Below are 21,349 nucleotides of genomic sequence, written 5' to 3'. Positions count from 1 at the left end.
GCTGACATGATGGTGCCAGCGCCAGGCACGGGTGATAGAACCAGGGAGGGAAATTGTCCGGCGAAGCGGGGGGAATCGACGAGCAGGGCGGTGCCCAGCCACCACAGGGCGCGACGGAAACCAACGCAGTCCGCCTCAACGAATCCGGTGACGTGGAATTCTACGATGGGGATCACTGGGTGCCCTACACGGATCTGCCCGAAGACGACCCAGGACCACTGGGGATCGTCTTCCGTGGGGACGGGCAATGACCCAGGAACAGAACGCCGCGCAGACGGCCCCCACGACGCTGGACGCTCTGCCCTCGCCCCTGACCTCCGTTGACGGCAGTCGAGCAACCGCGCAGTGGATCATCGCCTCGACCGGGATGGTGGGTGCGCTGCTGCTGGGCGGCGGCCCTCTGCTGGCCGTCGGTAAGATCACGGACTGGAAACATGGCGTATGGGCAGGTGGCGGACTGCTGCTGGCGCTGTCCGGCGTCGCATGGGCGATCTGGCGGACCAGCGATGTTCTCGTACCAGCCACGATGAGCCCAGCCCAGTTGACCAGCCCGGCGCTCCTCGGCCTGCGCGAGCAGTTCGACGCCGCACCCTGGTATTACTTCGGTTCAGTGGCCATCAGCCTCGACGACCTGCTGCGGCACCGTCAGATAGCGGCCAATATCGCCGTTCAGCTTCGTTCGGCCGGGCCCGGAGACCGGGACGCCCTCCAACGCAGTCTGTTGGCGGCCCATCGCAACATCGCCAAGACCGACCCCTATCTGCGCTGGTTGCTCGCCACGGCCCACGCATGGCGGGTACGGGAGGCACTGCTCAGCGCCCGTCGCCACACTTTCCTGGGGGGTCTGCTCGTGATCGCAGGGGCCGTTACGTTCCTCAGCGCGACGGCCGTACCGCGCTGACTGCCGGGAACGGTTTTACAACGGCTGACACAATGAGTTGAGTTGTCGGTGGATGGTCAGGCAGCAGGCGAGTTCGAGGAACGCTTCGTCCATGTCCGCTCGTCGTTCCCAGCGCGTGCGCAACCGACGAAAGCCGTGCAGCCGGGCAAAGGTCCGCTCGACCGCCCACCGGTGAACACCCAGACCTAAGCCGTGCTCGTGCCGCGCCGAGCGATGGCGGGCACCATGCCGCGGGCGCGGAGCTCCCTGCGGCAGAGGTCGTGGTCCTAGCCGCGGTCCGCGCAGAGCCGTGACCTCTGCGGCGTGGCCGGCCGACCCGGCCGCGGACGGGCGGGACGGCGTCGAGCAGGGGCAGGTTCTCGGCCCGGTGCCGGTTCCGGCCCTATCGGGGCGTGGCCACCCCTGCGGCGCTGCGGACCTCCCTTTCCTGCAGCTTGTCCGCCGTGCGGTCCGCCGTCCTGCGGCCCCAGCGGCCGGTCGTGATCGCGCCCACGGCCAGTACCGCCACACCACAGGCGACGAGGATCCACCAGCCGGGGCGGGCCGCCGCGACGAACGTCTCCTTGTACGCCGACGCCGTCACGCCGGAGGCCAGCACCGCGCCGACCACCGCCACGCCGAGGGTCTGGCCGAGCTGGCGGCTGGTGGAGGCGACCGCCGCGGCGACGCCGGCCTGGGCGCGGGGCATGCCGGAGACGGCGGTGTTGGTGATCGGGGCGTTGACGAAGCCGAAGCCGATGCCGAACAGGACATAGCCGATGAGCAGCGTCGTGTTCGACGTCTCCGCCTCGAAGGCCGCGAACAGCACCGCGCTCGCGGTCATCGCACAGCCCGCCACCAGCAGCGGCAGACGCGGCCCGCGGTTGCCGACCAGGCGGCCGGACAGCGGGGCGCACAGCATCGTCGGGGCCGCCAGCGCCAGCATCCACAGGCCCGCGTGCAGCGCGGTCAGGCCGCGCACGTTCTGCAGGTACAGCGTGGACAGGAACAGGAAGCCGCCGAGGGCCGCGAACGCGCTGATGGCGATCACCGTGGCCCCGCTGAACGGCGCCGAGTGGAAGAAACGCAGGTCGATGAGCGGTTCGGTGCGGCGCGGCTCGTACCAGAGCAGACCGAGCAGCGCCACGAACGCGACCGCGGCGAACGGGACGATCACCCCCGCACCGGCGTCCGGCGCCTCGATGATCGTGTACGTCAGGCAGCCGAACAGGGCGATCACCAGTAGCTGGCCGACCGGGTCAGGGCGGCGCGCCTTGGGCGCCCGGGACTCGGGGACGAAGCGCAGGGTGAGCAGCAGCGCGGCCAGACCGACCGGCAGGTTGACCCAGAAGATCGACCGCCAGCCGACCGACTCCACCAGCAGCCCGCCGACCAGCGGACCCGCGGCCATGGATATGCCGACCACGGCACCCCAGACACCGATCGCACGGGCCCGTTCACGGGCGTCGGTGAAGGTGTTGGTGATGATCGACATCGCGACCGGGTTGAGCATCGAACCGCCCACCGCCTGCACCATGCGGAACACGACCAGCAGTTCGAGATTCGGCGCGAGCGAGCACAGCAGGGAGCCGACACTGAAGACGGTCAGTCCCGCGAGGAAGACCCGCTTGCGGCCGATCCGGTCGGCCGTGGAACCCGCGAGCATCAGCAGCGAGGCGAGGACCAGCGTGTACGCGTCGATCGTCCACTGCAGGCCGGACACGCTCGCGTGCAGTTCCCGCTGCATCGAGGGCAGCGCCACGTTCAGAACGGTGTTGTCGAGGCTCACGATCAGCAGGCTCATGCAGCAGATCGCGAGCACCAGCAGTCGTCGCCGGTGGCTGAGCTCAGGCATGCGTCCCATCGTACGCCCACATCAATAGTGACGCTAACTAATTACACAGGGCTGTGGATCCGAGTACCCCGGGCGTGCGTGACAATGGGGGAATGCCCACGCCCATGACGACCTCGACGAACTCGAACACTTCCGTGAACTCGATGCTGCAGATCGGTCCCCACACCGTCCAGCCGCCCGTCGTGCTGGCGCCCATGGCCGGGATCACGAACGCGCCGTTCCGCACCCTGTGCAGGGAGTTCAGCGGCGGCAAGGGGCTGTTCGTGAGCGAGATGATCACGACGCGGGCGCTGGTCGAACGCAACGACAAGACCATGCAGTTGATCAAGTTCGACGCGAGCGAACGGCCGCGGTCGATCCAGCTGTACGGCGTGGACCCGGCCACCGTCGGCAAGGCCGTCCGCATGATCGCGGAGGAGGACCTGGCCGACCACATCGACCTCAACTTCGGCTGCCCGGTCCCCAAGGTCACGCGGAAGGGCGGCGGGTCGGCCCTTCCCTACAAGCGGAACCTGCTGCGGGCGATCCTGCGTGAGGCGGTCAGCGGGGCCGGCGACCTCCCGGTCACCATGAAGATGCGCAAGGGCATCGACGACGACCACATCACCTACCTCGACGCCGGGCGGATCGCCGTGGAGGAGGGCGTGACGGCCGTCGCGCTGCACGGGCGCACGGCCGCCCAGCACTACGGCGGCACGGCGGACTGGGACGCCATCGCACGGCTGAAGGAGCATGTGCCGGAGATCCCGGTACTGGGCAACGGCGACATCTGGTCGGCGGAGGACGCGCTGCGGATGGTGCGCGAGACGGGCTGCGACGGGGTGGTCGTGGGCCGCGGCTGCCTCGGGCGTCCGTGGCTGTTCGCCGACCTGGTGGCGGCCTTCGAGGGGCGTACCGACGACTTCCGGCGGCCGACCCTCCGACAGGTCGCCGACGTCATGGTCCGGCACGCCGCCCTGCTCGGCGAATGGATCGGGGACGAGTCGAAGGGCGTCACCGACTTCCGCAAGCACGTGGCCTGGTACCTGAAGGGCTTCGCGGTCGGCTCAGAGATGCGCAAGCGGCTCGCGATCACCTCCTCTCTGGAGGAGCTGCGGGCCGGTCTCGACGAGCTGGACCTCGACCAGCCCTGGCCGGCCGGCGCCGACGGGCCCCGCGGCCGTACGTCCGGCAACAACCGGGTGGTGCTGCCGGACGGCTGGCTGAAGGACCCCTACGACTGCGCGGGGATCAGCGAGGACGCCGAGCTGGACACGTCCGGGGGCTGAGAGCCCCCGGTGTTCAGCTCCTGGGGTGCGGGGTCGAGCCGTACGCGGTGAGGAACTTGTCGCGGAAGGCGCTCATCTTCCACACCGGGGCGTCGTGCGCCGGCCGCAGGCCGTCCGTCCAGCCCCAACTCGCGACCTTCTCCAGGACCTTGGGGTCCTTGGCGACGATCGAGACCGGCACGTCGTGGCTGGCGTTGTTGCCGCTGACGTGGGCGTTCGCCTGGTGGTCACCGAGGAAGACGAGCACGGTGTCGTCCTTGCCGTAGCGCTGCAGCCACTCGGTCAGAGCGGTCACCGTGTACTGCACGGACTTGCCGTACTCCTGCTTGGAGTGCAGGTCGCTGGTGTAGGTGTAGGAGGGCTCGTGGCCCGCCTTCTCGATGGAGTCGAAGATCGAGCCGTCGCCCAGCTTGTCCCAGGGGACCATCTTCGGGATCGGCGCCCAGGGCGTGTGGCTGGAGGTCAGGATCAGGAAGGACATCCGCGACTTGCCGTCGGCCGGCTGCTTGCTGTGCACCAGCTTCTGGAACTGTTCGAGGGTGTACTGGTCCGGCATGGTCGACCAGCTGAACTTCGGGCCCTTGTAGCCCAGCTGGAAAGCGTTGTAGACCTGGTCGAGGCCGTACCACTTGGCCTCCGGCCAGCCCTTCTGTACGCCGGGCATGATGCCGACGGTGTCGAAGTCGCCGGTCTTCTTGAACGCCTTGGTCAGGGTGAGGTGGTCGCCTGCGCCGCCCTGGGTGACCGTCCGGTAGCGGTTCTGGTTGTTGATCCACAGGCCCGACATGGTCGTCGAGTGGCCGAGCCAGCTGCTGCCGCCGTACGTGGCCGAGGTCAGCCAGCCGCTCTTGGCGTGGAAGCCGGCCTGGGCGAGGGCCTTGGTCTGCGCGTCGAGCGTCGCGTCGACGCCGGGCCCCTCGACCGGGTCCTCGATGGCGCTGCGGCCGTAGCTCTCGATGAACGTGAAGATCATGTCCTTGCCGCGCAGGTCGGGCACGAGCTGGGAGCCCGGGGTGGCGCCGAAGGCGTCGGCCCGCTCGGTCTTCGCGAAGTCCCGCTCGTCCCTGATGGTCTGACGGATGAGGTCGGAGCGGACCTGGAGCATCGTGACGGTGCGCTCGGCGGCCAGCGGCACACCGCCGTACTGGAGTCCCAGGACCGTGCAGGTCATCCACACCATGCTGAGGACGAGGACGGTACGGGTGGTGGTGAGGCGGTGCCGGGCCATGACGTTGCTCAGCCGGACGACGGAGAGTGCCGAGACGGTGAGGACGAGGGCGACGATCGCGAGGGCCGCGACCAGGGCTCCCAGGGCGCCCGCCCCGCCCAGGGTGTCCTGGAGGTAGGAGTAGGCGTCGCTGAAGAGGGGCCAGTCGAGGATGGCGTTGAAGTCGCGGCCGAGGTACTGGTAGAAGCCGGCGTCGAGCACGTTGAGCATGGTCTGCACGCCGAGCGCCAAGCCGCCGAGCCAGGCGACGACCAGCCGCGGCCGCCGGGGCAGAGCGGTCAGCACGGCGGCCCCGATCAGCGCCTCCACCGGGATCCGCGTGAACATGGCCGGCTGGAAACTCGCGGGCCTGTTGGGCATGACCAGCGAGGCGACGACGAGGACACCGGCCAGCACGGTGACGGTGATTCCGAGGACGCGGGCGGCGAGCGGGTGGTCGGCCCGCCAGGTGCGCCAGCGGAAGCTGAAGCGGGGACGGGGACGGGGACGGGGACGGGGGCCGACGGCTATGCCGGCCCCGTCTTCCGCGGCCACCGTCCCGGTCGCGTCGGGTTCGCCGTCGGTGGCGGACGCGGTGACGGGCCCGGCAGCCGCCTCGGTGGTGGGCTCGTCGGCGCGTGCCGCCGTGGCGTGCTCGGGCTCGCGGGTCGTGGTGCCCGCCTCCGGCTCGGGCGCCGTGTCGTGGTCCTTCTCGGCTGTGGGGGCCTGCGCGGCGTCCGGCTCAGCCGTACGGTCGGTGGGCTCGTCGGCGCGTGCCGCCGTGGCGTGCTCGGGCTCGCGGGTCGTGGTGCCCGCCTCCGGCTCGGGCGCCGTGTCGTGGTCCTCCTCGGCCGTGGGGGCCTGCGCGGCGTCCGGCTCAGCCGTACGGTCGGTGGGCTCCTCCGGAGCGGCCGGTATCGCCTCCGGCACCGGCCGTTCGCCCTCCTCCGCAGGCAGGACCCCGTCCGCGGCCGCCCCCGCCTTGCTCGTCGTGTGTGGTGCGCGCGTGTTGAGAGGCAACCCGAGGGTCCTTCCGTGCGAAGCCCGTGGTGGAGGGCGGGCCACGCTGGGGAGGCTGGGCCCGCCGTCATCCCGTACGGGCGGCCGGGTACAAGCGTTCACCGCGGCGCCCCAGCGCCCGGCAAACACCCGGCAAATCGCAGGTCAACCCACTCCCGGAGCACGTCGGGGCGGGGGCGGACGGTCGGACGAGAACCGGCCCGGGGCCGCGCGCCGCCCGCCCATTGGCTCCGCGCGGTCCCGGGTGTCTGTGGGGGAGGGGCTACGCGCCGCCGACCGCGGTGAGGAGGGCGAGCGGTGTCGCCGCCGAGCGGGACTCGCGGACGCAGGCGTGCGGATACGGCACCGGCTCCGGGTGGGTGTCGCGGCCGTACCCGGCCAGCACCTCCGGCAGCCGGTGGCCCGTCGCCGTCGCCGCGTCGACCAGGGCGTGGGCGACCGTACGGGCCTCGTCGTGCAGGCCGTAGCGAGCGAGGCCCAGCGTGATCAGCGCGTTGTCGTGCGGCCAGACCGAGCCGCGGTGGTACGACATCGGGTGGTACGCCGACTGGCCCGCGGCCAGGGTGCGGACGCCCCAGCCCGAGAAGAAGTCCTCCTTGAGCAGGCGGCGGCCCACCAGTTCGCCGTACTCCTTGTCCAGCAGACCCGACCACAGCAGATGTCCCGCGTCCGAGGCCAGCGCGTCCACCTGACGGCCCTCGCCGTCCAGCGCCAGCGCCGGGAACGCGTGGTCCTCCATCCAGAAGTCCCGCTGGAAGCGGTCGCGCAGGTCTCCGGCTGCCTGTTCGAGCAAGGCGGCGTACACCTCGTCCTCCCACACGGTGCGTGCCAGGTGGGCGGTGCGGCGCAGCGCGTCGTACGCGTACCCCTGCGCGCCCGCAGCCATCACCGGGCCGGTGGGGCGGCTCCCGTCGGCGGAGCAGATCGCGCCGGGGGAGTCCTTCCAGTTCTGGTTGGCGAGGCCGCCCCGGTCGGCGCGGTAGACCAGGTAGCCGCGCGAGGTCAGGCCGCCGTGGTCCAGCATCCAGCCGATGGCCGCGCGGGCGTGGGGCTGAAGCCGGCGGGCCATCGCCACATCACCGGTCTGCTCGACATAGGCCCCCAGCAGCACCAGGAACAGCGGTGTGGCGTCGACCGAGCCGTAGTAGCGGCCGTACGGGACCTGCCCGAAGTGGGCCAGCTCCCCGTGCCGCACCTCGTGCACGATCTTCCCCGGCTGGGCGACCGAGCCCGTGGCGACCTCGGTCGCCTGGGTCGCGGCGAGCGCGGGCAGGGTGGCCGCCGCCAGTCCGGGGCGGTAGGGGAGCGCGAAGAGGGAGGTCAGGAGTGCGTCACGGGCGAGGAGCGTGAGGAACCAGGGCGCGCCGGCCGCCGGGACGCGCAGCTCCTCACCGTCGGGACCCGTCGCCGGGACCTGGAGCGCGGCCAGGTCCGACAGGCCCCGCGCACAGGCCGTGGCCAGCTCGGGCCAGCCGGTGGGGAAGGCGATGCCTTCCATGAACTCGCCCTCCAGGCGGAGCAGCTGATGGTTCGCGGCGGCCGGGGACGCGGGGACCACCGGGTCCTGCGCCGCTCCGTGCGGCCGGGCGGCGACCCGCAGCACCAGTTCGGCCGAGCCGTGCGGCTCCAGGTCCAGCGTCCACACCAGACGTCGGGCGCCCGTGCCGGTCTCCTCGACACCGTCCGGCGCGGGCTCGGCCGTGACCTTCGTACCGGAGCACCACTCGCCGCGCCGGTAGCCGAACTCCACGCCGTCCTCGAGGACCTGACGGGAGCGCACGGCGCCCGTCTTGGCGTAGGTACGGTGGTCGGAGCGCAGCTCGAACTGGTCCGTGAAGTCGGCGTCCGCGGTGACCGCGACCCGGACCGTGAGCGGCACCGGGCGGTTGCTGGTGACGCGCAGCGCCTCCACGAACGCACCGTCGACGACGGCCTGTTCGCGGAAGAGCGTGTACGCGGGCGGCTCCTGGCGGCCGCCGCGCGGCACGAGCACGCAGCGCGCCGTGTCCCCGTCGGCGACCGGCGTGAGCGTCTCGGGCACCGCGCCGTCCACGGTGAGCTGCCAGCGGCTCAGATGGCGTGCGTCCCGTACGAACAGCCCGGACGGGGAGGTGCCGCCCCGCACCCCGCTGATGTCCCCGCTGTCGCTCACGGCGGCGAACGTCCCGCCGCACACGAGCAGATGATGCCGGTCCGTCATCCCCGGTCCCCTCCCTTGTCACTCGTGTCGAACGTGCCGGTGCCCGTCGGGGACACGCCCTGTCCGGGGTGGTCGTGGAGCAGGTCGAGGATGAGGGCGGCGGTCCAGCCGAAGCCGACCGCTCCGCACGCCTCGCCGGTGTACGGGTCGACGTACTCCGCGAAGTCGGAGGTGCCCGCGGTGTCCAGCAGCGCCTCGCGCAGCGCGTCGGCGTCCGCCTGCTCGCGGTGCCCGCGCAGCCCGCGCTCCAGGAGCCAGCCGGTGTTGAACCAGGCGGGCCCGCGCCAGTACCGGTGCGGGTCGAAGGCCTCGCCGAGCAGGTCGTAGCTGGGTACGAGCCGGGTGGCGTCGCCGAGCGAGAAGTGCGGCCCGCGCAGGGTGCGGACGAGGGCGGCGGCGACGTCGCGCGGGAGGGCGGGCAGCAGCAGGGGGACGAGGCCCGAGACGGTGCGCTCGGGGATGAGGGCGCCCCCGTCACCGGCGTACACGTCCCGGCAGAAGAACATGCCCTCGACGGGATCCCACAGCCGGTCGATCAGGGTCCCGGTCAGGCGCTCCGCGCGGGCGTGCCGTGCCGTCCCCGGGGCGCCGAGCTCCTGCGCGATACGGGCCAGCGCGTGTTCCGACGCGATCAGCAGCGCGTTGAAGGCCGGGTCCTCCACCGCGAACGGCCCGCCTCCGTCGGCGTATCCGCCGTCGCGGTACTCCGTCGCCAGGCGCACGTACCGCCCGTAGTCCAGATCCGTCGGCCGGTCCTCCGGCGCGCCGTGGGCCAGGTCGGCGCGGCGGAACGAGCGGGCCGGGACCGGTGTGATCCGGGCGAGCGGCGCGTCCCAGGCGGGGCTGTTGTCCATGCCCTGCTCCCAGGGATGCACCACCGAGGCCAGCCCGCCGCCGCCCAGGTCGCGGCGGTGCAGCAGATAGCGGTGCCAGGCCGCCAGGTGCGGATACACCCGGGAGAGGAAGCCGCGCGCGCGGGACAGCCCCGGGTCGGCCAGGTGCACCAGCCAGGCCGCCAGCGCGTGCACCGGTGGCTGCACGATGCCCGAGGTCTGTACGGTGCGCGGGGCGCCCGCGGCGCGCCCTGCCGTGGTGGAGCGCCAGAAGTCGGGGCTCGGGAAGTACGCGTCGAACGGTACGGAGGGGTTGAACACGATGTGCGGAATCCGTCCGTCCGCCCACTGCGCGTCCAGCAGCGTCTCCAGCTCGGTCTGCGCCCGTAACGGCGAGATGTGGCGCAGCCCGATCGCGATGAACGCCGAGTCCCAGGACCACTGGTGCGGGTACAGCCCGCGCGAGGGGACCGTGGACGTCCCCGTCCAGTTGGCGTCGAGCACCCGAGCCGCCCTGACGTGCAGCGATCCAGGAGTGACCGGATCGTATACGCGGGTCCCGGAAGGGTTGGTTCCGTGCGGACCGGACGTGGCGGGCGCGCCCGAGGGACGCCCGCCGGGCGCGAGTTCCGTACGGCGGGCGGTGAGTTGGGTCGTGCGGTCCACTCAGGTCTCCCCGAAAGACGTGCGGCCGAGCGGTTCGGCAGTGGCTACCGTAGGGTTACGTCTATTTAACACGCAAAACTCAATATGTAATGCAGGGTTGGTGAACGCAAGGGGGTGCGCATGAGTGGAAGAGCCGGAAGGCCTGGCGCGTCGGCCGGCGCCGGAGATCTGCTCGACCTGGTGCGCAGTGGCCGCGCCACGACCCGGGGTGCCCTGCAGCAGGCCACCGGCCTGTCCCGGGCCACGGTCGGCCAGCGCCTGGACCGGCTGTTCCGGGCCGGCTGGCTGCGCGAGGGTGCGGGCGGACCGGTCGACTCGCCCCTGGGCGGACGCCCCTCGATCACACTGGAGTTCGACGACGCCCATGCCGTGGTGCTCGCCGCCGACCTCGACACCCGGCACGCCCGCGCCGCCGTGCTCACCCTGACCGGGGAGATCCTGGCCGAGCACACCGGCGTCCTGCTCCTGGAGGACGGCCCGGACGCCGTCCTCGGTGAACTGGGCCGCTGGTTCGCCGGACTTCTCGACAAGGCGGGCCGTCAGGCGCACGAGGTCTGCGGGATCGGCCTCGCGGTACCGGGGCCGGTCGACAGCGACACCGGCCGGGTCGTGCAGCCGCCGATCATGCCGGGCTGGGACGGCTACGACATAACGGGGCGCCTCGGCCGCGCCTTCACCGAGCACACGCGCGGTGCCGCCGAGGTGCCCGTCCTGGTCGACAACGACGCGAATCTGATGGCGTACGGCGAACAGCGCACCGCACACCCGGACTGCCGGGCGTTCGTGCTGGTCAAGGTCTCCACCGGGATCGGCGCGGGTGTGGTCGTGGACGGCCGGATCTACCGCGGCATCGACGGGGGCGCCGGCGACATCGGGCACATCCGCGTCCCCGAGGGCGCCGACGCGCTGTGCCGGTGCGGGTCCTACGGCTGCCTCGCCGCCGTCGCCAGCGGCGGTGCGGTGGCGCGCCGACTGGCGCAGGCGGGGGTACCGGCCGCCTCGGGCTCGGACGTACGGGAGCTGCTGGCCGCAGGGCACCCGGAGGCCGTCGCGCTCGCCAGGGAGGCCGGGCGGAGGGTCGGGGAGGTGCTGGCGACCGTGGTGACCCTGCTGAACCCCGGGGTGTTGATGATCGCGGGCGATCTGGCCGGGACGCCGTTCCTGACGGGCGTACGGGAACTGCTGTACCAGCGGGCGCTGCCCCGCTCCACCGCACATCTGGACGTGGTGATCTCGCGGCTCGGGGAGCGGGCGGGGCTCGTGGGGGCCGGTGCGATGGTAGTCGAACACCTGTACTCACCAGAACGAGTGGAGGAGCGGCTGAAGGCACTCGGTGTCTGAAGCCGCGGCCGATACGCTCCGGGTCCTTGTCGTGTGCGTGACAGCCGCGTTTCCGTTCGGATCCGCGTCCGCATGGTGAAATCGGGCGACCTCGGTTAGCGTGATTCTCGCCACCCCTGATAGGGGTTGCGCTCAGATGAGCGAATCTCGGGCGGGTGCACTTCCTCAAGGGGTGGCACTGGGTGTCACCCCTTGATCGTTCATCGATCGAAAATCAGAAGTGTCGAGAGCTGCTCATGTGAGCATCAAACCCCCTCTGCGGGTGTTGATGTCTTCAAGAAGTGAAAACATCGCCCGACCGCCACTTGCCAAGCCTTGACTTTCGATCCGGTGGCGGACGAGTGGTTACGGGCGCATGACGAGCAAGTGGACGTACCCAGACGCCTTTGATCTGGGTATGTTCCTCGCCGTCAGGGCAGCCACCGCGTCCTCGAGGAGTCGAGACCGTGTCGGAAAACAAAGATCGCCACGTAACAGAGAACGGCGCCGAGGGCCTGAAGTTCGTTTACGACTTCACCGAAGGCAACAAGGACCTCAAGGACCTCCTCGGCGGCAAGGGCGCGAACCTCGCCGAGATGACCAACCTCGGCCTGCCGGTCCCTCCGGGCTTCACCATCACCACCGAGGCCTGCAAGGTCTACCTGGACAGCGGCGAGGAACCCCCGGCACTGCGTGACGAGGTGAGTGCGCACCTCGACGCCCTCGAGAAGAAGATGGGCAAGAAGCTCGGCCAGGCCGACAACCCGCTGCTCGTCTCCGTCCGCTCCGGGGCCAAGTTCTCGATGCCCGGCATGATGGACACCGTCCTGAACATCGGGCTCTCCGACAAGTCCGTGCAGGGCCTGGCCAAGCAGGCCGGCGACGAGCGGTTCGCCTGGGACTCCTACCGCCGGCTCATCCAGATGTTCGGCAAGACGGTCCTCGGCGTCGACGGCGAGCTCTTCGAGGACGCCCTGGAGGCGGCCAAGGAGGCCAAGAAGGTCGCCGACGACACCCAGCTCGACGCGGCCGACCTGAAGAAGCTGGTCACCAAGTTCAAGAAGATCGTCAAGACCGAGGCCGGCCGCGACTTCCCGCAGGACCCGCGCGAGCAGATGGACCTCGCGATCAAGGCGGTCTTCGACTCGTGGAACGGCGACCGGGCCAAGCTCTACCGCCGCCAGGAGCGCATCCCGCACGACCTCGGCACCGCGGTCAACGTCTGCTCGATGGTCTTCGGCAACCTCGGCCCCGACTCCGGCACCGGCGTCGCCTTCACCCGGGACCCTGCCTCCGGCCACCAGGGCGTCTACGGCGACTACCTGCAGAACGCGCAGGGCGAGGACGTGGTCGCGGGCATCCGCAACACCGTCCCGCTCGCCGAGCTGGAGAACATCGACAAGAAGTCGTACGACCAGCTCCTGCAGATCATGGAGACGCTGGAGAACCACTACAAGGACCTCTGCGACATCGAGTTCACCATCGAGCGCGGCAAGCTGTGGATGTTGCAGACCCGCGTCGGCAAGCGCACCGCGGCCGCCGCCTTCCGCATCGCGACCCAGCTGGTGGACCAGGGCCTGATCGACGAGGCCGAGGCGCTGCAGCGGGTGACGGGTGCGCAGCTGGCGCAGTTGATGTTCCCCCGGTTCGACGAGAAGGCGAAGGTCCAGCAGGTCGCCCGCGGCATCGCGGCCTCTCCGGGTGCGGCGGTCGGCAAGGCGGTCTTCGACTCGTACACCGCCGTGAAGTGGTCCCGCTCCGGTGAGAAGGTCATCCTGGTCCGCCGCGAGACCAACCCCGACGACCTGGACGGCATGATCGCGGCGGAGGGCATCCTCACGTCCCGCGGTGGTAAGACCTCCCACGCGGCCGTGGTCGCCCGCGGCATGGGCAAGACGTGCGTGTGCGGCGCGGAGGAACTGGAGGTCGACACCAAGCGCCGCCGGATGACGGTGCCCGGCGGACACGTCGTCGAGGAGGGCGACGTGATCTCCATCGACGGCTCCTCCGGCAAGGTGTACCTGGGCGAGGTACCGGTGGTCCCGTCCCCGGTCGTCGAGTACTTCGAGGGCCGGATGCACGCGGGCGCCGACGACGCCGACGAGCTGGTCGAGGCGGTCCACCGGATCATGGCCTTCGCGGACCGCAAGCGCCGGCTGCGTGTCCGCGCCAACGCGGACAACGCCGAGGACGCGCTGCGCGCACGGCGTTTCGGCGCCCAGGGCATCGGCCTGTGCCGCACCGAGCACATGTTCCTGGGCGACCGTCGGGAGCTGGTGGAGCGCCTGATCCTGGCGGACACGGAGACGGAGCGCGAGGAGTCGCTCAAGCAGCTCCTGCCCCTCCAGAAGAAGGACTTCGTCGAGCTCTTCGAGGCGATGGACGGCCTGCCCGTCACGATCCGCCTCCTCGACCCGCCGCTGCACGAGTTCCTCCCGGACATCACGGAGCTGTCGGTCCGTGTGGCCCTCGCCGAGTCCCGCCAGGAGCCGCACGAGAACGAACTGCGCCTGCTCCAGGCCGTGCACCGGCTCCACGAGCAGAACCCGATGCTCGGCCTGCGCGGTGTACGCCTGGGCCTGGTCATCCCCGGCCTGTTCACCATGCAGGTCCGCGCCATCGCCGAGGCGGCGGCCGAGCGCAAGGCGGCCAAGGGGGACCCGCGCGCCGAGATCATGATCCCGCTCGTCGGCACCGTCCAGGAGCTGGAGATCGTCCGCGAGGAGGCCGACAAGGTCATCGCGGAGGTCGAGTCGGCGACGGGTACGGAGCTGAACCTGGCGATCGGCACGATGATCGAGCTGCCGCGCGCCGCGCTGACGGCCGGTCAGATCGCCGAGGCGGCCGAGTTCTTCTCCTTCGGCACCAACGACCTCACGCAGACGGTGTGGGGCTTCAGCCGGGACGACGTGGAGGCGAGCTTCTTCACGGCCTACCTGGAGAAGGGCATCTTCGGCGTCTCCCCGTTCGAGACCATCGACAAGGACGGCGTGGGCAAGCTGGTCCGCGACGCCGCGAAGGCGGGCCGCGCGACCCGCCCCGACCTCAAGCTCGGTGTGTGCGGCGAGCACGGCGGTGACCCGGAGTCGGTGCACTTCTTCCACGAGGTGGGCCTGGACTACGTCTCCTGCTCCCCGTTCCGCATCCCGGTGGCCCGCCTGGAGGCGGGCCGGGCGGCGTCGCAGTCACAGGGCAGCGACCACCGCTAGATCCGCCGACAGTTCCTCCGAGGACCGGCATGGAACGCCGGAACCGCTGCCGGTCACCCCGACCCTCACCGACACGGCAGCGGTTCCGGAGCACGAAGAGAGGGCGGCACCCCTGTGCGGGGGTGCCGCCCTCTCGCCACGGCAACCGCTGCCACCGTGACGTGAGTTGCCGGTGAGCGAAGCCACTCCGGGCTACGTCCGACGGGCGGCGGGCGTCCGGCTGGAGGGGGAGACGGCGGTGCGGCGTTCGGCCTCGGTGCGGCCGCCCCACACGCCGTACCGCTGCTCGGACGCCGCGGCAAAGCTGTCGCACGGGACGCGTACCGGGCAGCATCGGCAAATCGCCCGCGCGATCTCCTCACGCCGGCGGCGCGCGTTGCCCCGCTCACCGGGCGGTGAGAAGAACACCGAGCTGTCCATGCCCCGGCAGGCGGCCTCGGCTTGCCATTCCCATAGCCGCAGAAGCGGCTTGAGCTGTGTCGTCATCGGTCCGTTCCTCCCGGTTCCGTTGGTCGTGCGGTGGATCTCAAGGCATGGACGGCGTCGCGGATGAGCCCCGCCACGGCCGTCGGCTGCGAGACGGTGACGGCGTGCGAGGCGCCCTCGATCTCGATGACGACCGCCCCGGCCCGCGCGGCGCCGAAGCGCTCCACATCCGGAGCGATCGCCCGGTCCGCGCCGGCCACCAGAGCCCAGGAGGGCCTGGTCCGCCAGGCGGCGGCAGCGGCCTTCTCGTCGAAAGCGGCCAGGGCGAGCGCGCGTTGACAGGAGGCGAGCACCCTGGCGACCTGGGGGCAGACGTCGGCGGCGAACACCGCCGGGAATGCCGACTCCTCGATGGTGACCTCGACGGCCTCGCCGCCGGGGACGGGGTACGTCCACTGCCTGAGGTCGCTCACCAGCTCGGTGGCCGGGAAGCGGCCCTGCAGCTCGCCCAGGCTCTCGCCCTCCTCCAGCACGTAGGCGGCCACGTAGACCAGGCCGACGACGTTGTCGGCGGTGCCGGCCACGGTGATCAGGGCGCCGCCGTAGGAGTGCCCGACCAGAACGACGGGGCCGTCGATCCGGGCGACCACCGAGGCGACATGCGCGGCGTCGGCGGCGAGGCCGCGCAGCGGGTTCGCCGGGGCGACGACCGGGATGCCGTGGCTGTGCAGCTCGGCGACGACACCGAACCAGCTCGCGGAATCGGTGAACGCTCCGTGGACCAGGACGACGGTGGGGGTGGGCATGACGGGGCTCCTTCGCGGATCACGGGGCGTGCCGGGTGAGGTTCGGCCGGCGGGGTCCGGCTGTGGGGTGCCGGCGGCCTCGCTCGCCTGGTGGCCCGACCGGCGGTCCGGTACGGGGGCCTGGACGGCCCATCCGGTGCGGTGGGGGTTGCGGCCGGGGATGGGCGTGGGCCACGCGGATTTCCGGCCCGCGGGATGCGGGTGTGCCTGACGCCAGGCCGACGGGCCGTACCGGACACCGCGTCAGCGCACCGGCGATGGCCCCACAGCGCACAGAACCGGCCGCGGTCGTACTCTGACGCCGGAAAGGCGGCTCAGGAGTCGGAGGACGCGGCGGCCTGCCACTCCCTGGGCGTGAGGCCGTAGGTCTGTCGGAAGAGCCGACTGAAGTGAGAGGGGCTGGTGAAGCCCCAGCGGTGAGCCACCGCGGCCACGGTGCGCCGCTGCCTGCGCAGTTCGTCACGGCAGGCGTCCAGTCTGCGCTGCCGTATCCAGGTGCCCACGGTGGTGCCGCCGGGCTGGAAGAGCTTGTGCAGGTAGCGCACCGAGATGTGGTGCGCCCGGGCGATGGACTCGGGGGTCAGGTCCGGGTCCATGAGGTTTTCCTGGATGTGTCGCTGGATGCGCGTCAGCATGTCGTGGCCGACGCGGACGCGCTCCGGCCTGTGCGTCCGAAGCACCTCGTCGAGGAGCAGCGCCGCCAGATCGGCCGTGTTCAGGGCGAGCTGCCGACCGCCGCTGAAGCGCTCATGAGGGGGCGTTCCGGCGAGGGCGGTCAGAAACTGCGAAACCAGCGACGCCAGGCCGCTCCGCCCGTCGAGACGGGTCGGTGGCACCTCGCGCAGGTCTGCCGCCGACGCGTTGAGCAGACAGAAGGGGATCCGGAAGACGGCCAGTGCCTCACCGTCGAGAAGGAAGCCGGGGCAGTGGGCCGTGGTGATCACGAGATCGCCGGGCTCCAGGCATACGGGGCGCTCGCGGTTCAGGAGCACCGTTTCGGCGGAGACGTTGACGGCGAGACAAAGGTGGTCATCGCCGTCGACCGGCCACGGCAGGACGATGAAAGGTCCTGAACCACGTCTCGTGGCCGTGTCGGACGGATCGTTTACCGCAGTTTCAGGCATGGGGGAAGTGATCGACCGGGTCATATCGAGCTCCCGTCGCGTCCTTTTCAATGTGTTCAGTTCTTCGTGGAATTGATGTCGAGAGAGGGTGACGAATAGGTTTCGGATTCAGGCGCTCACGTCGGCGTGATCCGCCGCGTCCGACTCCTCCGAGAGGAATTTGTCGACCACCGTGTTGAAGGCCGACGGATTCTCCAGGAAGGGGAAGTGCGAGTTGGCCACCGTGGTCGGGAAGACGTGCAGCCGCGCGCCGGGGATCCGCTGGGCGATGAACTGCTGCGAACGCGGGTGCACATGGCTGCCGTCGCATCCGATGACCAGCGTGGGTACATCGATGCGGGGGAGCACGTCCCGCCAGTCCTGGGCGCAGTGGTCGAAGAGCAGGGGTACTCCGGCATGGGCCGGGGTGAACCCGATCTGCTCGGCGACGAAGGAGAGGAGATCGGGGTCGGGTTCGCCGGAGAACATGCCGCGAACGAAGTCGTACCGGGCCTGCTCACCGCGCGGACCGGCAAGTTCCGCGCCGAGTGCGACGAGGCCTGCCACGTCGAAGATGGCACCCGACTGCTGTTGCTGCTCGGCGGACATCCACGGCACGGCGGCGACGGCCGCGGGCTGGTCCACGGCGACGAAACGGCGGATGCGGCCGGTGCCGTACTGGTCGATGAAGCTCCACCACACGGAGGTCCCCATCGACCAGCCGAGCGCGTCGAAGCGGTCGAGCCCCAGATGGTCGACGAGGTTCAGGACGTCGGCGGCGAGGCGGGCGATGCGGTAGCCGTGGTGCGGCTTGTCGGACAGGCCGTGCCCCCGGAAATCGAGGGTGATGACGCGGCGAGCGGGCGCCAGACCGCGTGCCTGGTGGCGGAACATCTCCTGTGTCTGGCCCCAGCCGTGCAGCATGACCAGAGGGAATCCCTCGCCACCGCTGTCCTGGTACACCAGTCGTATGCCGTCACTGGTCGTCAGCCGGCCCACGGTTCCCATTTCGGCTCCTCCTCACATTCCCGCGGCGGTTCCGTCCGCCGCGCTGTGCGACCGACCTGGTGCATGGAGCCGATGTATGAAGCGGCGTCTGCGTACCGCAATTCTGTACCGTCGGGCTTTTCGCACACCACCGCGCTCCGTAGAGATCGATCGGCGAAAACTTCGTCACTCTGTGGAACGCGACGAGACGACTCCGCGCTCCGTAGAGATCGATCGGCGAAAACTTCGTCAGTCTGTGGAGACCCGGTGTCCGCCGGTGCACCGAGCGGCCGGGCCCGTCCGGTTACGCCGCGGTCTGGTCGGCCTGTGCTTCCAGCAGTTCACGTATCCGCAGGCCCAGGTGGAGAACGAGACGGTCACCACCGCTGTCCAGATCGAGGCCGGTGACCTCCTGGATCTGGCGCAGCCGGTAGTAGAGCGAGGTGCGGTGGATCTGCAGGGCCTCCGCCGTGCGCGGTATCGACCCGGCGTGCTCGAGGAAGCACCGCAGCGTCTCCTCCAGCTTCTGGCCACCGGGGCTCTCCAGGAGCAGGCGCAGTGGTCTGGGCAGCAACATGGGGCTCAGGACATCGTCCGGCACCTGCAGCAGCACGGCGAGCTCGCCCAGCGACTCCCACACGCCGATGCCTTTCAGATGGGGCAGGCGGCGCGCGGCGCGGGCCGCGACGAGTGCCTGAGCGTGCGAGGCCCAGGAGGCGGCCAGACCGTCCTGAGCGCCGCCGATGCCGATGACGGGAGCGGCCGAGGCGTCCAGGTAGGTGGCGAGTGCCTCCCGGACCTCCGTGGCCTGGTCCTCGAGTTCCCGCGTCCGCAGGGGCCGGTCCGAGACTTGCAGCAGCACGGCGCCGTCCCGCGCGACGGCCATGACGCCGTCCGCCGAGCGTGTGTGGTGGAACCGCTCCAGGGCTCCGCGCAGCGCGATCTCCACCTGACCGGGTGGTTCCGGAGAGCGGGACACCTGGACGACGTTCACCACGGCGTACGGGGCGTCGGGCAGGAGACCGCCGTCGAGTATCTGCTGACGGGCGGTGGCACGGGTTGCCTCACTGGTGCCGAACAAGGAGAGCAGCGTCTCCCGCATGTCGAGCTTCTCGACATCGGCGGCCAGTTCGTCCGCGCGGAGCTGGGCGGTGATCGCCGGCACCGCTCGCGCGACGGTGTCGGTCTCCTCACGCGTCAGCGCCCCTTGAGGCGCGACGACCATCAGCAGTCCGAGCAGCTCTCCGCGCTCGCGCAGCGGAACGCAGTAGCGGGTGAGCAGCCCCAGGTCGTCGCGGCCCTCGATGAAGCCCGGCTTCGACCATCGGGCCACGCCCTGGTCGAGGACGTACCGGATGATTCCCGCGTCGGCCCGGCCCTGCAGCAGGCTGCGGATGCGGACCGGGTCCTCGTCCCCGAAGTGCTGGCTGGAGCAGATCAGCCGCACCAGGGGGTCGTCGATGACCACCGACCGCTGGAGCCGCACGGCGAGTTCCTCGACCAGTTCCTGCAGGGCGTCACTGCCCACCCGGACCCGTTGCCGGAGCTCGGCCATGGTGACTCCTCCCTCGTACCCGTCCTTTCTACAAGTCGTGAAAGGCGCGCTTCGCGTATTCAACAATCCGCGCACGGGCGCGGCCACAAGGAGCGGGTCACGCCGGACCGGGGCGGCACGCAGGCGAACGACCGCTCCGGCGGCGCGCTGCCACCGGAGAAAGCCGGAAAAATGCCCCATAGTGCCCTGATGGTTGTCCCTGAACGCACAAAGACGGCCCTCGCTTCCGCCGTGAGGCTCCTGTGGGACACCGAGAAGGAGTGCACTGCCGGCAAAATCTCTGTGCACGCTCAGAACACCGCCCCGGGGCGGGAACGCTGCCGGAGCGGACCGGCCGGCTCTCGCCGCTCCGGACGCTGTGTGGCGACGGCGACTGCGCTGGGAGCGTCCCAGCGGTTCAGTACAGGAAGCGGTGCAGCGGAGCGGACTCCGTCAGCAGCACGGTGACCCGATGGGCGAGCCGCTGCCACGCCTCCTCCTGCGCGTAGGAGAGCCGGACATCCTCATCCCCGGCCGCCTCCAGTGCGGCGAAGAGGGTCGCGGTGTCCGCATCCGGCGTGAGGTCCACCATGGACAGCACGCGCGCCAGCGCACCGACCAGGCCGACCGCGGACTCTCCCGACGCCGACACGTCCTCGCGGAGCGCCGCGACGACGCCCGACGGCTCGTCGCCGGGGTCCGGGTGCGCGACGAGCGCCCCGGACAGGTCACGCAACAGCGCATACAGCACATCGGTCTCCGTGCCGGGCAGACGGACGATGCGCAGCCCCGCGTGTTCCCAGCGGCCGTTCGGCGTCCACACCCGCGGTCCGCGCGCCACCGCTTCGGCCAGTGTGCTGCGGATGCGCCGGAAGGCGGCGAGCCCCTCCGCGAACAGCGTGTCATCGCGCGGTGTGCGCGGGGATGCGGCCAGGGGCACCAGCAAGTGCTCTTCCACCCGGTCGCACTGGGCATCGAGTTCCGGATCGACGACGACGAGTCGAACTGACGTACGCTGCTGCTCCTCCATGCCGACCACTGTGCCAGTCGGCTCCGACAACGGTGGCGTGACCTCGCCCTGCCCCCGCCCCCGACTCCGGGCGGGGCCGTGCGGGTCCCCGGCGAGGAACCTCGCTCCCCGGCGGAGCCGGGGGTGGGCCGGCCCGGGTAGGACCCGGGGGCGTTCGCGTGCCGGGGATCGCCGGGGTGGCGCGTGGAAAGGCGCGACCTCACAGTGACCCACCGCTGTCCACGACCAGGTCCGCGCCCACGACCGACGCGGCGGCGCCGGAGGCCCGGTACAGCACGGCGGCGGCGACCTCCTCGGTGGCCGAGATGTGGCCGAGCGGGAGCGTGGCCCTCGCGCGCTCGTCGCGGGCGGCCTCCGTCTCGCCGGGCCGCAGCGACAGGGGCGTGGCGGTCGCGCCGGGGCTGACCACGTTGATGCGGACACCGTCACGGATGCGGTCGAGGGCGGCGGCCCGGCTGAGCGCGGTGACGGCGGCCTTGGAGGCGGCGTAGGCGGCGGCCCCGGCGGGGCTGGTGTGCCTGCCGAAGGCGGAGGACACGTTGACGGCCGTGCCGCCGGACGCCTGGTTCCGCATCCGGGCGATCTCCGCCCCGAGGGCCAGGAGGACGCCTGTGACGTTGATGTCGAGCTGGGCGCGCCGGTCGTCCTCGGACATCTCGGCCGGGGGCCGGCCGCCACGGAAGACACCCGCGTTGTTCACCGCCAGGTCGAGCGAGCGAAGCGGTCCACCGCCGCCCGGACGAGGTCCTCGGTGTCCTCGGCACGCGAGACGTCGTCGGCCACCGCGAGCGCTTTGCCACCCCCCTCCTCGATCAGGGCGACGGTCTGCTCCAGCGGCTCCCACCGGCGTCCGGCGACGACGACCTGCACGCCCCACCCGCGCCCACCCCCGCCTCACAGCCCACCCCCACCCCGTCCCCGGAACCCTCACACCCACCCCCCGCCCCCGCTGAGGGCAGCGTTCCCGGTGGGAAACAGTCGTGATGCGGCCGGGTAACGTCGGCA

The 21,349-nt window shown here is 71.0% G+C and carries 15 protein-coding genes and 2 pseudogenes; 5 read left to right on the top strand and 12 right to left on the bottom strand.

Features of this window, described 5'->3' with window-relative positions:
• The first annotated feature begins 53 nt into the window (after nt 1–53).
• Both ACFYZJ_RS30020 and ACFYZJ_RS30015 read left to right on the top strand, forming a co-directional pair.
• A complete protein-coding gene (locus ACFYZJ_RS30020; protein ID WP_388573126.1) occupies nt 54–251 on the top strand; it encodes a hypothetical protein in 198 nt (65 codons plus the stop codon).
• Complete coding sequence (locus ACFYZJ_RS30015; RefSeq protein WP_388573124.1) at nt 248–901, top strand: hypothetical protein; 654 nt, start codon at nt 248–250, stop codon at nt 899–901. Before ACFYZJ_RS30020 ends, ACFYZJ_RS30015 begins: the two co-directional genes overlap by 4 nt.
• A gap of 15 nt (nt 902–916) precedes the next feature.
• Here the strand turns inward: ACFYZJ_RS30015 and ACFYZJ_RS30010 are convergent.
• Both ACFYZJ_RS30010 and ACFYZJ_RS30005 read right to left on the bottom strand, forming a co-directional pair.
• Nucleotides 917–1,283 (bottom strand): annotated as a pseudogene (locus ACFYZJ_RS30010) (transposase); the annotation flags it as partial.
• Nucleotides 1,284–2,735 carry an MFS transporter gene (locus ACFYZJ_RS30005; protein WP_388573122.1) on the bottom strand — a complete coding sequence of 484 codons (1,452 nt, stop codon included), beginning with the start codon at nt 2,733–2,735 and terminating at the stop codon, nt 1,284–1,286. It abuts the pseudogene before it with no gap.
• 104 nt (nt 2,736–2,839) lie between these two features.
• Between ACFYZJ_RS30005 and dusB the strand changes: the two genes are divergently transcribed.
• A complete protein-coding gene (dusB, locus tag ACFYZJ_RS30000) occupies nt 2,840–4,003 on the top strand; it encodes a tRNA dihydrouridine synthase DusB (protein WP_388573120.1) in 1,164 nt (387 codons plus the stop codon).
• A 13-nt stretch (nt 4,004–4,016) separates the two neighbouring features.
• Here dusB and ACFYZJ_RS29995 read toward each other — a convergent pair whose 3' ends face one another.
• The 3 genes from ACFYZJ_RS29995 to ACFYZJ_RS29985 all read right to left on the bottom strand — a co-directional run bounded on the left by ACFYZJ_RS29995 (nt 4,017) and on the right by ACFYZJ_RS29985 (nt 9,929).
• Nucleotides 4,017–5,639, bottom strand: a complete 1,623-nt coding sequence (locus tag ACFYZJ_RS29995; protein WP_388573225.1) for a sulfatase-like hydrolase/transferase — start codon at nt 5,637–5,639, stop codon at nt 4,017–4,019.
• Between the two features lie 853 nt (nt 5,640–6,492).
• On the bottom strand, nt 6,493–8,430 hold the full coding sequence (locus ACFYZJ_RS29990) for a glycogen debranching N-terminal domain-containing protein (RefSeq protein ID WP_388573118.1): 1,938 nt from the start codon (nt 8,428–8,430) through the stop codon (nt 6,493–6,495).
• Nucleotides 8,427–9,929 (bottom strand): hypothetical protein, encoded by a 1,503-nt coding sequence (locus tag ACFYZJ_RS29985; RefSeq protein ID WP_388573116.1) that lies wholly within the window; start codon nt 9,927–9,929, stop codon nt 8,427–8,429. The genes ACFYZJ_RS29990 and ACFYZJ_RS29985 overlap by 4 nt, the downstream gene beginning before the upstream one ends.
• Nucleotides 9,930–10,049: 120 nt before the next feature.
• On the opposite strand from ACFYZJ_RS29985, the gene ACFYZJ_RS29980 reads away from it, so the two are divergent.
• On the top strand, nt 10,050–11,270 hold the full coding sequence (locus ACFYZJ_RS29980; RefSeq protein WP_388573114.1) for an ROK family protein: 1,221 nt from the start codon (nt 10,050–10,052) through the stop codon (nt 11,268–11,270).
• Between the two features lie 446 nt (nt 11,271–11,716).
• A complete protein-coding gene (ppdK, locus tag ACFYZJ_RS29975) occupies nt 11,717–14,458 on the top strand; it encodes a pyruvate, phosphate dikinase (protein ID WP_388573112.1) in 2,742 nt (913 codons plus the stop codon).
• A gap of 192 nt (nt 14,459–14,650) precedes the next feature.
• Here ppdK and ACFYZJ_RS29970 read toward each other — a convergent pair whose 3' ends face one another.
• The 7 genes and pseudogenes from ACFYZJ_RS29970 to ACFYZJ_RS29940 all read right to left on the bottom strand — a co-directional run bounded on the left by ACFYZJ_RS29970 (nt 14,651) and on the right by ACFYZJ_RS29940 (nt 21,303).
• Nucleotides 14,651–14,944: a WhiB family transcriptional regulator gene (locus tag ACFYZJ_RS29970; protein ID WP_388573110.1), complete on the bottom strand. Its 294-nt coding sequence runs from the start codon at nt 14,942–14,944 to the stop codon at nt 14,651–14,653.
• The gene (locus tag ACFYZJ_RS29965; RefSeq protein WP_388573109.1) at nt 14,941–15,690 is read right to left on the bottom strand and encodes an alpha/beta fold hydrolase; all 750 of its coding nucleotides are present in this window, start codon (nt 15,688–15,690) and stop codon (nt 14,941–14,943) included. Before ACFYZJ_RS29965 ends, ACFYZJ_RS29970 begins: the two co-directional genes overlap by 4 nt.
• 314 nt (nt 15,691–16,004) lie before the next feature.
• Nucleotides 16,005–16,682, bottom strand: a complete 678-nt coding sequence (locus ACFYZJ_RS29960) for a helix-turn-helix transcriptional regulator (protein ID WP_388573107.1) — start codon at nt 16,680–16,682, stop codon at nt 16,005–16,007.
• Between the two features lie 240 nt (nt 16,683–16,922).
• Nucleotides 16,923–17,801 (bottom strand): alpha/beta fold hydrolase, encoded by an 879-nt coding sequence (locus tag ACFYZJ_RS29955; RefSeq protein ID WP_388573105.1) that lies wholly within the window; start codon nt 17,799–17,801, stop codon nt 16,923–16,925.
• A 283-nt stretch (nt 17,802–18,084) separates the two neighbouring features.
• The gene (locus ACFYZJ_RS29950; RefSeq protein WP_388573103.1) at nt 18,085–19,335 is read right to left on the bottom strand and encodes a PucR family transcriptional regulator; all 1,251 of its coding nucleotides are present in this window, start codon (nt 19,333–19,335) and stop codon (nt 18,085–18,087) included.
• Between the two features lie 397 nt (nt 19,336–19,732).
• Nucleotides 19,733–20,344 (bottom strand): hypothetical protein, encoded by a 612-nt coding sequence (locus ACFYZJ_RS29945; protein ID WP_388573101.1) that lies wholly within the window; start codon nt 20,342–20,344, stop codon nt 19,733–19,735.
• A gap of 199 nt (nt 20,345–20,543) precedes the next feature.
• A pseudogene (locus ACFYZJ_RS29940) lies at nt 20,544–21,303 on the bottom strand (SDR family NAD(P)-dependent oxidoreductase).
• Between the last annotated feature and the right edge of the window lie 46 nt (nt 21,304–21,349).

This window comes from Streptomyces sp. NPDC001848 (genome assembly GCF_042891915.1).
Taxonomy (GTDB): Bacteria; Actinomycetota; Actinomycetes; order Streptomycetales; family Streptomycetaceae; genus Streptomyces.
This window is presented reverse-complemented; position numbering and strand designations above follow the sequence as displayed.